Origin of the sequence: Niallia sp. XMNu-256 (assembly GCF_036670015.1) — a bacterium.
Lineage (GTDB): Bacteria > Bacillota > Bacilli > Bacillales > Cytobacillaceae > Bacillus_BD.
The window spans coordinates 3,878,147-3,892,969 of sequence record NZ_CP137636.1 but is presented as its reverse complement, the minus strand read 5'-3'; the positions used below and the strand labels follow the sequence as shown (position 1 = coordinate 3,892,969).

The following is a 14,823-nucleotide window of genomic DNA, read 5'->3' as shown; positions in this document are numbered from 1 at the left end:
TTGATGAAGAAATTAAAGGTCATGACAGTCGTTGGTACGCGACCAGAGATTATTAGATTGTCAGCTGTTATAAATAAGCTAGAAGAGTCAAATGCAATAGAACATACACTTGTTCATACAGGGCAAAACTATGATTATGAATTAAATGAAGTGTTTTTTAAAGATTTTAACTTAAAAAAACCAGACTACTTTCTTAATGCTGCTACTGGAACAGCAGTAGAAACTATAGGAAATATTTTAGTTAAAATAGATCCAATTATGGAAGAGGTAAAACCTGATGCATTTTTAGTCCTTGGGGACACAAATAGTTGCTTATGTGCAATTGCTGCAAAAAGAAGGCATATTCCGATTTTCCCTATGGAAGCGGGCAATAGATGTTTTGATGCGAGAGTACCAGAGGAAACAAATAGGAAAATTGTTGATCATACAGCAGATATCAACTTAACATATAGTGATATTGCAAGAGAATATCTCCTTAGAGAAGGATTCCCATCTGATAGAGTAATTAAAACAGGAAGTCCGATGTTTGAAGTGCTAAACTCGAGAAAAGACGACATTCAGAGTTCAGATATATTAGCGACTTTGGGACTTGAAGAAGGAAAATACTTTGTTGTATCAGCTCATCGAGAAGAGAATATCAATTCGGAAATAAACTTTCTAGATTTAGTTGATAGCTTAAATGCTGTTGCAGAGAAGTACAATCTACCTGTAATTGTTAGTACACATCCTAGAACTAGAAATATGATTAATACTAAAGGGATAGAATTTAATCCACTAGTCGAAACGATGAAGCCTTTAGGTTTTAATGATTATGTGAAACTTCAAACTAAGGCCAAAGCGGTGCTTAGTGATAGTGGAACGATCAGTGAAGAATCTTCTATTCTTGGATTTAGAGCACTTAATATAAGACAAGCTCATGAAAGGCCAGAGGCGATGGAAGAAGCTTCGGTTATGATGGTTGGTTTACAGAAAGAAAGGATTTTACAGGGACTTGAAATTTTAGAAACGCAAGAAAGAGGTACATTAAGGCTTGTTGAAGATTATAGTATGCCTAATGTGTCGGATAAGGTGCTTAGGATTATTTTATCTTATACTGATTATGTAAATAGAACGGTCTGGGGAGAGTAGGTTTTATTGAATATAATGGTTTTTGATGTTCCTGCAGAACATGGAGGGGCTTTGTCAATATTACATGAATTTTATAATGAAGTTAAATCATATGATGATAAGCAAATCAAATGGTTTTTTATTTTGAGTAAGCCCAAATTGCATGAATCTGAAAATATAAAAGTCTTAAGGTTCCCCTGGATAAAAAAAAGTTGGATGCATCGACTATTTTTTGATTATCTTATAGCACCAAGGTTAGTAAAAAAATATAAGGTAGACAAAATCATATCATTTCAAAATGTTATGATTCCTAAAACTAAGGTGCCTCAAGTGATATATGTTCATCAATCTTTGCCTTTTGTTAAATATAAATTTAGTTTTAAAGAAAATAGATTGCTTTGGGTGTATCAAAATATAATTGGACGTAGTATAACTAATTCAATGAAGAAAGCACAAAGAGTCATAGTACAAACAGAATGGATGAGAGAAGCGTGTTTACAAAAGGCTAAACTAAAAAAAGAGAATATTATTGTGGTGCCGCCCCAATTCGAAATTACCGTTAAAAAATACTTTGTTCCAAATAAAAAGTCTTGTTCAACCTTTTTTTATCCAGCCGGGCCGGCAAAATATAAAAATCATGGAATAATAATTGAGGCATGTAAAATATTGCAACAGAAATATTCCGGAGAGTTTAAAATCATTTTTACGCTTAATGGTGATGAAAATGATCATATATGCAACATAAGAAATGAGGTTAAGAGTTTTAAACTCCCGGTTGAATTTAAAGGAACTATGAAAAGAGAACGGGTATTTGATATGTACACTAACTCAGTTTTGCTATTCCCCTCATATATTGAAACATATGGATTACCATTGCTTGAGGCAATGATGCATAAGGGGTTTATCCTTGCATCAGATTTACCATTTGCAAACGAGGTATTGGATGGATATCCTAATGTAGATTTTTTCGATCCATTTAATAAGGATGATTTAGCCGAAAAAATCTATCGTATTTTAAATAATGATAGTAATTATACAAAACAAAATTATAAAATTAATAATCAAACCAACTTTAAGAGAATTATTGATTATATTTAAAGGAGTTTATGTAATGACTAAAAGATTAAACTCTGTTACTACTTCGGAAGTAATCAATTGTAATAAGTTTTCACATAGAAAGTTTGAATAAAATGATTAAATACAAAAAGTATTTTGACTTAGAGCATTTCATATATATAGTTATGTCTATAATGATTGTTTTTTTCCTGATCACCAAGTTTACTTTTTATAATATTCTTGTAATGATATTCTTTTTAATAGTAATTTTGTTGAGAAATAATTGGAAGTTAAATGTACCTAAACTAACATTTTTATTTCTATCAATTATTTTTTTACTTCTTTTACAAATTATTATCGAACCATCACTTTATTTTAATATTAATAGTGCATATAAGGAACTATCTAGAGTATCTATATATATACTAATAATACTAATTATCAGTAATATAAAAATAAATGAATCTTTTTTTGTAAGGTTCTGGTCAAGCATCTTTACAGTAATATTCATTATCGCTGTACTCCAATATTATAAATTGTTTGGAATGAACGAACTTTTAGGAGCAATTTACTGGGATAGCATTCATTTATCAGTTTCATCAAAGTACTCCTCGTTGGAAAATTTTAGAGCCGGTTCAGTTTTTATTAATTTTAACAATTACGGACAGTTTATAGTATTTTTTTTAGGAGTTGTTTTGAGTTTAAAGCTTAATGAAAAAATTAATTTGAAATTATTCTCTGTGTTGCTTTTAACAATACTTGTTTCGTTAATTTTAACTGGATCAAGGACGGGGTTTCTTGTAGCTTCAATTTTATTAGTGTTATCTATGATTATACAGATTAGTAGAAAAGGTTTAAAAAGAAGGGGATTCACTCTATTTATATCAATCCTGCCAATAATAATCCTTTGTGTGGTAGTAATCTTTGGAAAATTGGGTTTTTCCGATTTAAGGTTATTTGATGTATCTAGTGGTTTAAATAACTCCTTGGAATATAAATATACTACTTTTTTAGACATTATTAAAAATAGTAATATACTAAATTTTTTTATTGGGTTAGGACCATATAATTATCAAATAATAGAATCTGCCCAAACTGATTTTGATCTAGGTTATATGTTGCTATTTTATGGTTTAATGGGATTTGTTTTTTATACTTTAATGATTTACTTTTTTTATAAGTCAAATATAAACCAGGATAGAAATTATAAACTTTTTTTAATTGTTGCTTTTGTTCTAACTAGTTTAACAGCAGGATTATTCTTTAATTTAAGAGTTTATGCTATTTTGCTTTTATTATTATATTCAAGGATTGAATATATGAGTAAAAAGAAACGATAAAATCTGGTATAAAGTTGGGATTTAAATGAAAAAGAAAATAAAAAAAATAACTAAGTGTATATTAGTTAAGTTAGGTGATTTTCTCCCATCATCTAAAAACACTAATGTACAGCATATTTATTATCACGAAGTGGTTTTAGAAGACGGATTCAGTTATGATAAAATAAGGTTCGAAAAATTCAAACAACAAATGCACTATTTAATAGATAATCACTACAATACTTTAACTTTTGAGGACTTAAATAATTTGGAAGGTAAAGAGACGGCGAATTCTAACAAAAATATTTTAATTACATTTGATGATGGATATTATAATAATTATCATCTAGTGTATCCATTTATGAAAAATGTCGGTCTTAAATTTAATGTATTTTTAGAAGTAGGTGCAATCGGTAAGAAAAATGAATACCTAACATGGGATATGGTAAAGGAAATGAATGAAAGTGGTATCGTTAATTTTGGGGCACATACTTTAAACCATGTAGATGCAAGGTTTATAGATAAACAAAGGATTGATAATGAATTTTTATTAGCTAATGAAATTATACTTACAAAAGTGGGAATTGATGTAAATGATTTTTGTTTTCCTTATGGAATGTATGATAATAGGATAGTTAAATTGTTAGATGAACTAAATTTGTATAAAAGGTTGTATACCTCTGATGGAAGAAAACCAGTGAAAAAAAATAATATATATTTAATAGGAAGGGTCGGGATAGAAAATGAGGATAACCAAGAAATTTTTATCGAAAAAATAAATGGAAAACATAATCTATACAATCAAGTAATAAGAAACGTAAAATCTATTACGAAAGGGTATAAAAATGAAGTATTCCGACGAAATTAAGATTCTTCACTATTGGTCTGATCAATTACCTGAAACCGCAATAAATGATTTTATTTATATACAAAGAAGAGTATTTCAATCTAACTTTAATATAAAAAGGTTTAAAAAGAAGTACTTTGAAAACATTTACGGCCCTTCAATTATTGTATTAGCATATTATGAGGATCGCTGTATTGGTGCAAGAGCTTTTTGGAGAAATGATATTCATGGTAATAAAGCATATCAACCTTGTGATACTGCTGTACTAGAAGAATATCGAGGAAAAGGAATATTTGGGAAGATGACCAAAGTAGCTCTGAATCAGAATATCAAAGATTCCTATATATATAACTTTCCAAATGATAATTCATTAGGTGGTTATAGAAAGCTTAGCTGGGAGATATCGCTACATATGAAATATAAATTCTTCAATTCAAAAGTTGATATAAACAACATTGATAGAATAGATTCCTCATATTTAAAATGGCTAATTTCTAGAACTTATAATCCCAATTACAATTCATTATATTATTCATATATTAAAGGCTCTTATTTTTTAGTAAAAAAGCGGAAATTTAACTTATACCTCATTATTGGTGAAGTTGACAGAGAATACGCACTTAATTTACCAAAAACAAGGTTTCCTATTCATTTAGTATATTCAACGAAGGGATATTTTGGAAGGGGTGTAGTATTTGCTACTAAAAATATACCTGAAAATATAAAAATCCCTTTATATAAAATGGATACCTTATTTTAAGCTGTTTATACTGCTTTGGATATATAAAATTAGAAAGTAATGATTAATTTGAAAAAGACCACAACTCTATTAATAGTTATAACGATAGTAGCTAATATATTTGGATTTGTTAAGGATATCGTTCTGTCTTACTTTTACGGCGCATCCACAACCACAGATGTTTATTTGATCTCGTTAACTATATCAACAGCTGTTTTCAGCTTTCTCGGTTCTGCGATATCTACTAGTTATGTACCAATGTACAGTAATATTGAAAAGAAATTTGGAAAGCATGAAAGTAAATGGTTTACTAACAACTTACTTAATATTTTATTTATTATAATCACTCTTATTACCATTTTAGGATTAACATTTGCAGAGCAGCTAGTAAAGGTATTCGCATCAGGATTTGAAGGAACTACACTAGAATCAGCAGTAGAATTTACTAAGATTAGCTTATTAGGAGGTTATTTTACTGTAGGGATACTCCTCTTCAATGCATATTTAAGATTGCATGGCAGCTATTTAGTTCCAGCTCTTAATGGACTTATAGGTCATTCTATTGTAATACTATTTATATTTTTAAGTACATTTTGGAATGAACAATTATTAATAGTCGGAGCTGTTACGGGCGTTTTAATACAGTATATCGTACTTTTTCCATTTTTACATAAACATGGGTACAAGTATGAGTTTGTTTTAAAATTTAAAGATCCAAATATTAAAAAGACAGCTTTAATTGCAATGCCTATTTTATTGAGTAACTCAATTAGTCAAATTAATGTTTTAATTGATAGAACATTAGCTTCACAATTAGCCACAGGGGGAATTTCTAGTCTTACTTATGCAAATAAGATAAACGGTTTTGTTCAAGGAATATTTGTTTTATCAATAGCTCATATAATGTATCCTCTTATTTCAAAATTGGCAGCAAATAATCAAATAATAGAATTTAAAGAAAAAGTTAATAATGCAATAGGAACTATTAATTTTTTGGTTATCCCAGCTACAGTAGGAGCAATGGTGCTATCTGAACCGTTAATACTAACTTTGTTTGGTAGAGGTGCGTTTGACGAGCAAGCTGTTATGATGACTTCTAATGCTTTATTTTTTTACTCTTTAGGAATGGTAGGTTTTGGACTTCGGGAAATATTATCGAGGGCCTTTTATTCATTACAAGATACAAAAACTCCAATGATTAACGCTAGTATTGCTGTTATTTTAAATATAATACTTAATATTATTTTGTCTAAATATATGGGGATAGGAGGATTAGCGCTTGCGACCAGTATATCAGGAATTATTAGTTCAATATTATTGTTTATTAATTTAAGAAAAAAAGTAGGATCTTTAAATTTGTTTCAACTATATGTTTCATTTGTTAAAATTTTAATCTCTTCAACTATAATGGGTATTATAGTTTATTGGTCCTATAGTTTTATAAGCCAAAATATTAATATTCATATATCTCTCTTTATTTCAATTGTTTTAGGTATAATAATTTACCTGATATTAAACTTCCTTTTAAAGGTAAAAGAATCGGAGATTATTTTCAAAAAAATATTTCATGGGGGTTACAATAGCTAAAGGTCATATAGTTAAATTCTTGGTAGAGGAACGTATCCTAAACCGTGTGTATATAATGGTATTCTCTTTTTTTTATGAAATGGCCGAGCTCTCGAAAAAAAACCTCGGTATGTTGAGACAGGTATTAGAAAGTGGGAGGATTACGAACAAAGGGTGACTTAGACGTCATCCTGAAAAATGGAAAAGTTTTTAGAATAGGTGGATGTAGATTAAGTACTGTGGATTTATTTCCACAGGGCTTTTTAAATTAAATAGGTATAAATGTCTATGATAGCAGTTTAATGTGTTATATACTATTAATTGAAATGGTTTTTGAAAAATGTATTTAGTAGATTTGTGTCGAAATGTTCTGTACCGTTCACTTTTTCTTTTATTTAATAGAGATTCTTACTATGTAAACTTGATGAGGGAGTATAGATGAATAACGATTATTGTCTTAATTTATCCACGGTATCAAAAGAATTAAACTTATTACTGGAACTCATGAGGGTTGACAATGAGCCCATTCATCAAAAATGGTTACCTGATATTGAATGGGAGATACTTCTCCAATTAGCAAGACATCATCGTGTTTATCCAATGGTTTATTCAAAACTAAAGAATATTGATGGAATTCCCTCATTTGTCCTTCAAACCTTATATAAGGAATACAAGCTCAATACATTTAAAATGCTTGCATTAAGCAAGGAAATGGAGCAACTTAGCAAGTTATTCACCGAAAATCATATTCCGCTTCTTTTTTTAAAAGGACCGGTCATTGCTGCTCATCTTTATGGTGATCTTTCCCTGCGGACATCTAAAGACTTAGATATATTAATACAAATAAAACATATTGAAAGAGTTGAAGAGATTCTAATCGATTTAGGCTATGAAAAAGAACCGGTACTTTCCGTATTGCCTTTCGTATTGAACGATTGGAAATGGGGAAAGCATCATATCGTTTATTATCATCCACAAAAACAGATGATGCTGGAAATTCATTGGAGATTAGAGCCGTTTCCATCTAAAGAACCTTCTTTCAATGAATTATGGGAACGTAAAAGGGTCAGTGTAATCACAAACGAGCCTGTTTATTTTTTAGGGGAAGAGGATTTATTTACGTATCTCGTATCACATGGAGCTCGCCATGGATGGTTTCGCCTTCGTTGGTTATTGGATATTGATAAAATGTTAAGAAAAGGATTGGATATCGAAAAAAGCATCCAGCAACTTAAACAATATCACAGAGGTCATGTAGGCGGACAAGCGCTTATTTTAACCTCGGAGCTATTGAGGACTCCAATTGAAGGTGATTTGAAAGAATTAACGGAAAGAAGTGATGCAAGGAAGCTGGCGCAACATTCAATGGAATTCATCAATGGAATGGAATCAATAGCGGCTATCAGTTCAACTAAATCATATAAGCGCTATAGATGGTCGATGAACAAAGCAGATAGATTCTTCAAGGGTTTACTATTGTTTTATCCTAACTATGCTGATGTACAGACATTCAAATTGCCTAAATATTTGCATCTTTTATATTTTCCATTACGTCCTTTTCTAATGGTGGTGAGGAAGATAAGAAAACGGTCATTGAGACATAAAGAAATTTAAATAGTGTGTAAAGTTCGAACATAAATGATTATTTCATTTAGGCCAAGCATTTGTCTGAAATTGCAGGTACTAAAAATTTTAAAAAGGATATGATTCCAAACTTTTTGGGGGTCATATCCTTTTTTTTTCTTTATGCTTTATTTTGTCATTGGAAATTTTAATTGTTTTTTAGAAAAATGGAGTAAATAGTTTTATAGATCGTTAGAACTAGTTAATTGACATGGGGGAAAAATGTGATAAACTAAATTATATTGTCGAAACTTTTATAATGAACATTTAAATACTTGATAACATAAATAACGTTACTATAGTACTAACCATAATTAATCATCTTCTGGGGGAGAACATGAGCGCAATTACCGGTATTTATCATACAAATAGAGAACCAATCAACTGCCAACATGGTCAAACGTTAATGTCAGCTCTGCAAAAGTACCCTGCAGACGATGTTCAAATATGGTATTCAGACAAAGTTTTTCTAGGCTGTCATGCCCAATGGATTACACCGGAGTCTGTAGGCGAGAGGCTTCCGTTTTATGATCATGAAAGAGGATGTGCCATTACAACTGATGCCATCATTGATAATCGTAAAGAGTTATTTGAAAAGTTGCAGGTTAAGTCAACCGATCAAAAATCTATCACGGATAGTGAACTTATCCTTCTTTCTTACTATAAGTGGGGAGAAGAATCTCCTAAACATTTAATTGGTGATTTTGCTTTTATGATTTGGGATGAAGTCAAGCAACAGTTATTTGGAGCCAGGGATCCTTCAGGATATAGAACCCTTTATTACAATCGGGATTCGTCGAGGTTTGTCTTTTGTACAACCATTGAACCATTGTTATCTTTGCCAAATGTCAAGAAGGAATTAAATGAACGATGGTTGGCCCAATATTTGGCAATCGCAGGTATGACGGATACAGTCGATGGACAAATGACTCCGTATCACCATATAGAGCAACTGCCGCCATTTCATACCATTGTGATTACGGAAACAGAAATCAAATGCTCTAAATATGGTACTTTTCTTCCGAAGGAGCAACTAAGACTTAAGTCAAATAATGAGTATGTAGAAGCATTTCAGGAAGTCTTTCAAAAGGCAGTGAATTCCAGACTAAGAACCCATCGTTCTATTGGTTCCTATTTAAGTGGAGGCTTAGATTCTGGTGCTGTAGTAGGCTTTGCTGTTAAAGCAATGAAAGAAGAAAATAAAACATTACACACCTTCAGTTATATTCCTCCAAGCGATTTTGTCGACTTCACCCCTAAACACCTATTACCTGATGAGACGCCTTTTATCAAAGAAACGGTAGAGTATGTGGGAGGGATATCGGATCATTACTGCGCTTTCGAAGGAAGAAACACCTACTTAGAATTGGATAATCTTCTTGATATTATGGAAATCCCTTTTAAATTTTTGCAAAATTCTTTCTGGTTAAATGGTGTATTTGAAAAAGCTCACGAGGAAAAAGTTGGGATTTTGCTCAATGGAGAGAAAGGTAATTTCACTATATCTTGGGGTTCTGCTATGGACTACTATGCCCTTCTATTAAAACAGTTTAACCTGCTGCGTTTTTATCGGGAGTTCATGCAGTATAACCGAAATGTAGGCGGATCTAGACTAGGACAGTTAAAATATATCACAGGGGTAGCTTTCCCATTTCTTAATCAAACACAGTCGAACGGGACAAGTCAACAACCTACTAGATTCATAAATCCAGCTTTTGCAGAGCGGACCGATATCTTTAACAAACTAAAACCGTATGGGGTAGATGAATCGGGTTGGTTTGCTCCAACTGATTTTATTACACAGAGAAGAATTCTGTTCGAAGATGCATTTCATTGGAATGCAGGTCACACCCTTGACTGTAAGTTGTCCTTACGATATGGCTTGTGGAAACGGGATCCAACGAATGATATACAGGTTATCCGTTTTTGTTTATCCCTTCCGGAAGAACAATATATACAAAACGGCTATGATCGTGCTTTAGTGAGAAGAGCAACAAAAAATATATTGCCTAATTCTGTTCGATTAAACCAACATGTACGCGGCGTTCAAGGTGCTGATTGGGTTCATCGGATGACTCCGAATTGGAGTTCTTTTATTGAGGAAGTCAAGCAATTAAGCACAGATGAAAGAATAGTAGAGTTTATCGATCCGCGGGTTCTAAGCTCTGCCTTAAAAACAGGTGGGAAAGGTCCGCGACAAAACTACTATATGCATGATGATTATACTATTTTATTACGTACCCTTGTGATTGGACGCTTTTTAAACAGGTTCCTTTAAAGGAGGTGAAAACAATGAAGAAAGAATGGAAAAAACCAGTACTAGAGGTACTTGACGTGAATGAAACAATGGGTGGTACAAACTATACTTCTTTTGATGCTTCGTGGAATCAGGGGGACACTATCCCAACGGATGGGAAAGGTATGCCTTTAATTGGCAGCTAACAGAAAGGTGTACAGCCGGAAGTTGTTGTATGGTATTTGTTAGATCCTAACAGGCAGAGAGAGACCCCTGCCTTTAGACTTACAACGAATAGATAAGTAGATTTGTAGGCGGGGGCGACTGCTTGTAAAAACTTGATTAGTTTAACAAACCATCAGTGAGGATGAGGAAAGTCTCACTTGTGGAAATTTTATTTTATATAACGTCACCTAACGTTGTCAAAATGGAGTGTTGATATGAAAAACAGACAGCACAAGGTAAACTATAGAGCTTTTGGCTTGATACTTAGTAGTGAAATTACGCTGCCGGAATTATTACAGATTGATGGAATGGTAGATGTAATAGATATAGAAATAGTAAAGGGAGACTTGTCAAAGCAGTGGTTAGAATGCTCGAATGAGGGGAATCCATTTGTTATTGATAAGGGCATGGTTATGTTCCAGCTCCCAAATATAGCGATATTTTCCATTAAAGAAGGCTGTCAAATTACTGTATCGCCATTAAAGGATTATGAAGAGGATATTGCTCGTCTTTGGATTCTAGGTACCTGCATGGGCGCCATTCTTATGCAAAGAAAAATCCTTCCTCTGCACGGAAGTGTAGTCGCCATAGATGGAAAAGCTTATGCGATTGTTGGTGATTCGGGTGCTGGAAAATCAACCCTTGCCTCGGCATTCCTGAAAAAAGGCTTCAAGCTTTTAACCGATGATGTGATTGCTGTTTCGTTCACTGACAACAATCGACCATATGTTACGCCATCCTATCCGCAGCAAAAATTATGGTTGAAAAGCTTACATCATTTTGGTATGGACAGAGTGGACTATCAACCGCTCATTGATCGGGAAGATAAATTTGCCGTTCCTGTTTTATCTCAGTTTGCGGATACACCGCTTGCGCTTGCTGGAATTTTTGAATTGGTCAAGAAGGATATTCAAGAAGTTGAGATGCTGCCAATTGAAAGTCTGGAAAGAATTTTTAGATTGTATCACCATACATACCGTAATTTCTTTCTTGAGCGTTCCGGTTTAATGGAATGGCATTTTCAAACGACTTCGAAACTGGCTAGTAAAGTGGACTTTTATCAATTACGCCGTCCAGCAGAAAAGTTCACGGCCCATGATCTAGCTGATCTTATTTTACGAACATTAAAGGTGGAGAAAATTATCAATGTCTAAAACTCAGAATATTTCAGGAGACGAAATTTTCGTCCAAAACCCAGGAAATATCGTCAGTGATATGGATGGGGAAAAAGTAATGCTAAGCATTGAAAATGGAAAATACTACAATTTGGGAGAAATAGGAGGAGCTATTTGGGATCTGATGAAAGAACCGATTTCTACTCAAGAGTTAGTTTCTCAATTGCTGTCCCGATATGAAGTCGAGCCAAAGGAGTGCGAGGAACAAGTTCTCTCTTTTCTTAATGAATTAATGGATGCAGGCCTCATTAGTAAAAAAAGAGAAGCCGATAATTCCTAGTAGTGGATGTTTTAGGACTTGGAGGACGACATGAGCGTTTTAAGGAAACTGAAAACCTTTTTAAAGTTAGATAGGAAAACGAAATGGCTGTTACTAGAAGCTTATGTTCATTTAGCCAAGGCCCGTTATCTGAAGAGTGTTCCCTTTTCAAAAGTGGCTCCTTCCCTTGGTGAATCGATGAGAGAGACGTCTTTTGCAACGAATGAATCCAAAAATGCAGACTTGGCTAGGGTTTCTCGGGCGATTCACCTTATGAGTAGGTATACATTTTGGGAGAGCGAATGTCTTGTTAAAGCGATTGCTGGCATGAGAATGCTGGAGAAGCGGAACATTGAAAGCACGCTTTACTTAGGTACAGCGAAGAATGAAAAGGGAGGTATGATTGCGCATGCTTGGTTACGTAGCGGACCTTATTATATTTCCGGTGCTGAAGAAATGAATCAATTTTCGGTTATAGCGAAATTCGCCAAGGGAAATGGGAACCGTTGAGATGGAACAATGATAGAGCAGGGACAAGTTTGTGCTAGGGGGATCGGCTTTGAAGCATCTTTTGTATTTTACAAAGAAAATACACAACTTTGCAGGAAAAACGCTTTATTTTAATCTTATCTGTATGTTGGCCATTGGTTTGCTGGAAAGTGTAGGAATTTTCTTGATTATCCCGTTAATTGCTTTAACAGGAATGATGGAATTTAGTACAAAGGATCTTCCATTTTTAGACTGGGTGAATACCTTATTTTCGGGTATTCCAGAAACAATTGCCCTTATAATCATATTAGGCGTATACGTTTTATTAATGATAGGACAAAGTATTTTCAAACGGAGTCAAACTATTTTAGGAGCAAGAATTGAGCAGGGGTTTATTCGCCATTTACGGGAAGAAACGTATAAAAATTTACTACAAGCGGATTGGCCATTTTATTTAAGAAAAAGAAAATCAGATATTATTAACATTATGACCAATGAAATCTTTCGTGTGAGCGCGGGTGTGCACTTATTTCTGCACTTTGTATCCTCGCTTATTTTTACTGCCATTCAAATCTGTTTGGCATTTTATTTATCGGTTACGATGACCAGTTTTATCTTATTTTTTGGATTCATTCTTATTTTTTTATTAAGGAAAATTAGGAAACGTTCACAGGAGCTGGGGAAGGAAAGCTTTGAGTTAACTCAAACCTACTTAGCAGGAATGACCGATCAATTTAATGGAATGAAGGATATTAAGAGTAATTCATTAGAGGACGTTCATTTGAATTGGTTTCTCTCTCTAAGTAAAAAGATGGAACAGAATCGGATTCAATTAACGACGTTAAATACATCCTCCCAGTTGATCTTCAAGGTGGTATCGTCCTTCTTAATTGCTGCGTTTGTGTTTTTTGCGATTAAGATGTTCACTGCTCAGCCGGCACAAGTTATGATGATTACAGTCATTTTTTCAAGGCTATGGCCACGGTTGACGGGGATTCAATCCACTCTAGAGCAAATCGGATCCACAATTCCGTCCTTTAAAGGAATGCTTGATTTACAAACTGAAAGTATGGAAGCAAAAGAGTTACACAATCTTGATTATGAAAAGATCGTGCCGATTGAGTTGAAGGAGGGCTTGAGTTGTCATCATGTGTATTTTAAATATGAAAGCAATAAAAATACATATGCCTTGAAAGATATCAATATCCATATCCCAGCTAATCAAATGACAGCGATCGTCGGGAAATCTGGAGCGGGAAAAAGTACGTTAATTGATCTATTAATGGGGTTAAATCAGCCTGATCGGGGAGTAGTCAAGATTGATGGGACCCCTCTTACAAGTGATCGACTGCTGGCACTGCGAAAATCGATTAGCTATATTCCTCAAGATCCTTTCCTATTCAATGCAACGATCCGAGAAAATTTAATAATCATTGATTCGAATGTGAGTGAAGAAAGGATTTGGGAAGCACTGGAATTTGCGGCAGCGGCTGATTTTGTCAAAGAGCTCCCTCAAGGGCTGGATACTTTCATTGGGGATCGTGGGATCCGCTTGTCTGGAGGAGAAAGGCAGCGTCTTGTACTAGCTAGAGCCATTTTACGAAAACCGTCCATCTTGGTTTTGGACGAAGCTACCAGCGCCCTAGACACAGAAAATGAAGCCAAAATTCAGAACGCCATCGATAAACTAAAAGGAAAAATGACCATCATCATCATCGCCCACCGTCTAACCACCATCCAGAATGCCGATCAAGTCCTCACCATCGATCAAGGCCAAATTGTCCAAGTACGTGGAGGGGTCCACCGTCTAAATAGGGATGGCCACAGGGACGCCCTGGAAAATCCTTTTTCACAGAATGTTTAACATATAGTATATGAAGAGGCCGTTATCGCTTATTTTTTTACCTGTATAATGAAAAAGGCTGCTATAAGGAATGAATAAAAGAAGCACCATTTCCGTGCTTCTTTTTCGTTTTTTTATCTTTTTAAATATAAGTGCAAAGGCCCCACTGATTTAGATGGGCCTTGCGTATTGAAGAGTATTTCTTATTTAAGATCGTATGAATCTAAGAATTTTAATTTTAGCAACACTAGTAAACTAACATATGAAGATAAGAATGATAGATGAGTTCAAATAATTAGAAGTTGCATATCTTAAATTTGGATTTTATGCGTTTGAGGT

The 14,823-nt window shown here is 33.7% G+C and carries 13 protein-coding genes; all 13 read left to right on the top strand.

Going from position 1 to position 14,823, the window contains the following annotated elements:
• The first annotated feature begins 3 nt into the window (after positions 1–3).
• The 13 genes from wecB to R4Z10_RS19575 all read left to right on the top strand — a co-directional run bounded on the left by wecB (position 4) and on the right by R4Z10_RS19575 (position 14,505).
• Positions 4–1,128, top strand: a complete 1,125-nt coding sequence (wecB, locus tag R4Z10_RS19635) for a UDP-N-acetylglucosamine 2-epimerase (non-hydrolyzing) (protein ID WP_338470956.1) — start codon at positions 4–6, stop codon at positions 1,126–1,128.
• A gap of 15 nt (positions 1,129–1,143) precedes the next feature.
• Positions 1,144–2,205 (top strand): glycosyltransferase, encoded by a 1,062-nt coding sequence (locus tag R4Z10_RS19630; protein ID WP_338473285.1) that lies wholly within the window; start codon positions 1,144–1,146, stop codon positions 2,203–2,205.
• A 503-nt stretch (positions 2,206–2,708) separates the two neighbouring features.
• The gene (locus R4Z10_RS19625; protein WP_338470955.1) at positions 2,709–3,503 is read left to right on the top strand and encodes a hypothetical protein; all 795 of its coding nucleotides are present in this window, start codon (positions 2,709–2,711) and stop codon (positions 3,501–3,503) included.
• A 25-nt stretch (positions 3,504–3,528) separates the two neighbouring features.
• The gene (locus R4Z10_RS19620) at positions 3,529–4,350 is read left to right on the top strand and encodes a polysaccharide deacetylase family protein (RefSeq protein WP_338470954.1); all 822 of its coding nucleotides are present in this window, start codon (positions 3,529–3,531) and stop codon (positions 4,348–4,350) included.
• The gene (locus R4Z10_RS19615; RefSeq protein WP_338470953.1) at positions 4,328–5,089 is read left to right on the top strand and encodes a GNAT family N-acetyltransferase; all 762 of its coding nucleotides are present in this window, start codon (positions 4,328–4,330) and stop codon (positions 5,087–5,089) included. The genes R4Z10_RS19620 and R4Z10_RS19615 overlap by 23 nt, the downstream gene beginning before the upstream one ends.
• Positions 5,090–5,128: 39 nt before the next feature.
• On the top strand, positions 5,129–6,655 hold the full coding sequence (gene murJ / locus R4Z10_RS19610) for a murein biosynthesis integral membrane protein MurJ (RefSeq protein WP_338470952.1): 1,527 nt from the start codon (positions 5,129–5,131) through the stop codon (positions 6,653–6,655).
• Positions 6,656–7,072: 417 nt separating this feature from the next.
• Positions 7,073–8,248: a nucleotidyltransferase family protein gene (locus R4Z10_RS19605; protein ID WP_338470951.1), complete on the top strand. Its 1,176-nt coding sequence runs from the start codon at positions 7,073–7,075 to the stop codon at positions 8,246–8,248.
• A gap of 346 nt (positions 8,249–8,594) precedes the next feature.
• Positions 8,595–10,535 carry an asparagine synthase-related protein gene (locus tag R4Z10_RS19600; protein WP_338470950.1) on the top strand — a complete coding sequence of 647 codons (1,941 nt, stop codon included), beginning with the start codon at positions 8,595–8,597 and terminating at the stop codon, positions 10,533–10,535.
• Between the two features lie 14 nt (positions 10,536–10,549).
• Positions 10,550–10,699, top strand: coding sequence for a paeninodin family lasso peptide (locus tag R4Z10_RS19595; RefSeq protein ID WP_338470949.1), 150 nt, complete (start codon positions 10,550–10,552; stop codon positions 10,697–10,699).
• 234 nt (positions 10,700–10,933) lie between these two features.
• Positions 10,934–11,872 carry an aldolase gene (locus tag R4Z10_RS19590; protein WP_338470948.1) on the top strand — a complete coding sequence of 313 codons (939 nt, stop codon included), beginning with the start codon at positions 10,934–10,936 and terminating at the stop codon, positions 11,870–11,872.
• Positions 11,865–12,173, top strand: coding sequence for a lasso peptide biosynthesis PqqD family chaperone (locus R4Z10_RS19585; protein WP_338470947.1), 309 nt, complete (start codon positions 11,865–11,867; stop codon positions 12,171–12,173). The genes R4Z10_RS19590 and R4Z10_RS19585 overlap by 8 nt, the downstream gene beginning before the upstream one ends.
• 30 nt (positions 12,174–12,203) lie before the next feature.
• A complete protein-coding gene (locus tag R4Z10_RS19580) occupies positions 12,204–12,662 on the top strand; it encodes a lasso peptide biosynthesis B2 protein (protein WP_338470946.1) in 459 nt (152 codons plus the stop codon).
• Positions 12,663–12,711: 49 nt separating this feature from the next.
• Positions 12,712–14,505 carry an ABC transporter ATP-binding protein gene (locus tag R4Z10_RS19575; RefSeq protein WP_338470945.1) on the top strand — a complete coding sequence of 598 codons (1,794 nt, stop codon included), beginning with the start codon at positions 12,712–12,714 and terminating at the stop codon, positions 14,503–14,505.
• Positions 14,506–14,823: the final 318 nt, after the last annotated feature.

Coding starts and splice junctions, on each gene's coding strand:
- wecB (WP_338470956.1), top strand. CDS start 4: ATGAAGAAATTAAAGGTCATGACAGTCGTTGGTACGCGACCAGAGATT.
- R4Z10_RS19630 (WP_338473285.1), top strand. CDS start 1,144: ATGGTTTTTGATGTTCCTGCAGAACATGGAGGGGCTTTGTCAATATTA.
- R4Z10_RS19625 (WP_338470955.1), top strand. CDS start 2,709: ATGAACGAACTTTTAGGAGCAATTTACTGGGATAGCATTCATTTATCA.
- R4Z10_RS19620 (WP_338470954.1), top strand. CDS start 3,529: ATGAAAAAGAAAATAAAAAAAATAACTAAGTGTATATTAGTTAAGTTA.
- R4Z10_RS19615 (WP_338470953.1), top strand. CDS start 4,328: ATGAAGTATTCCGACGAAATTAAGATTCTTCACTATTGGTCTGATCAA.
- murJ (WP_338470952.1), top strand. CDS start 5,129: ATGATTAATTTGAAAAAGACCACAACTCTATTAATAGTTATAACGATA.
- R4Z10_RS19605 (WP_338470951.1), top strand. CDS start 7,073: ATGAATAACGATTATTGTCTTAATTTATCCACGGTATCAAAAGAATTA.
- R4Z10_RS19600 (WP_338470950.1), top strand. CDS start 8,595: ATGAGCGCAATTACCGGTATTTATCATACAAATAGAGAACCAATCAAC.
- R4Z10_RS19595 (WP_338470949.1), top strand. CDS start 10,550: ATGAAGAAAGAATGGAAAAAACCAGTACTAGAGGTACTTGACGTGAAT.
- R4Z10_RS19590 (WP_338470948.1), top strand. CDS start 10,934: ATGAAAAACAGACAGCACAAGGTAAACTATAGAGCTTTTGGCTTGATA.
- R4Z10_RS19585 (WP_338470947.1), top strand. CDS start 11,865: ATGTCTAAAACTCAGAATATTTCAGGAGACGAAATTTTCGTCCAAAAC.
- R4Z10_RS19580 (WP_338470946.1), top strand. CDS start 12,204: ATGAGCGTTTTAAGGAAACTGAAAACCTTTTTAAAGTTAGATAGGAAA.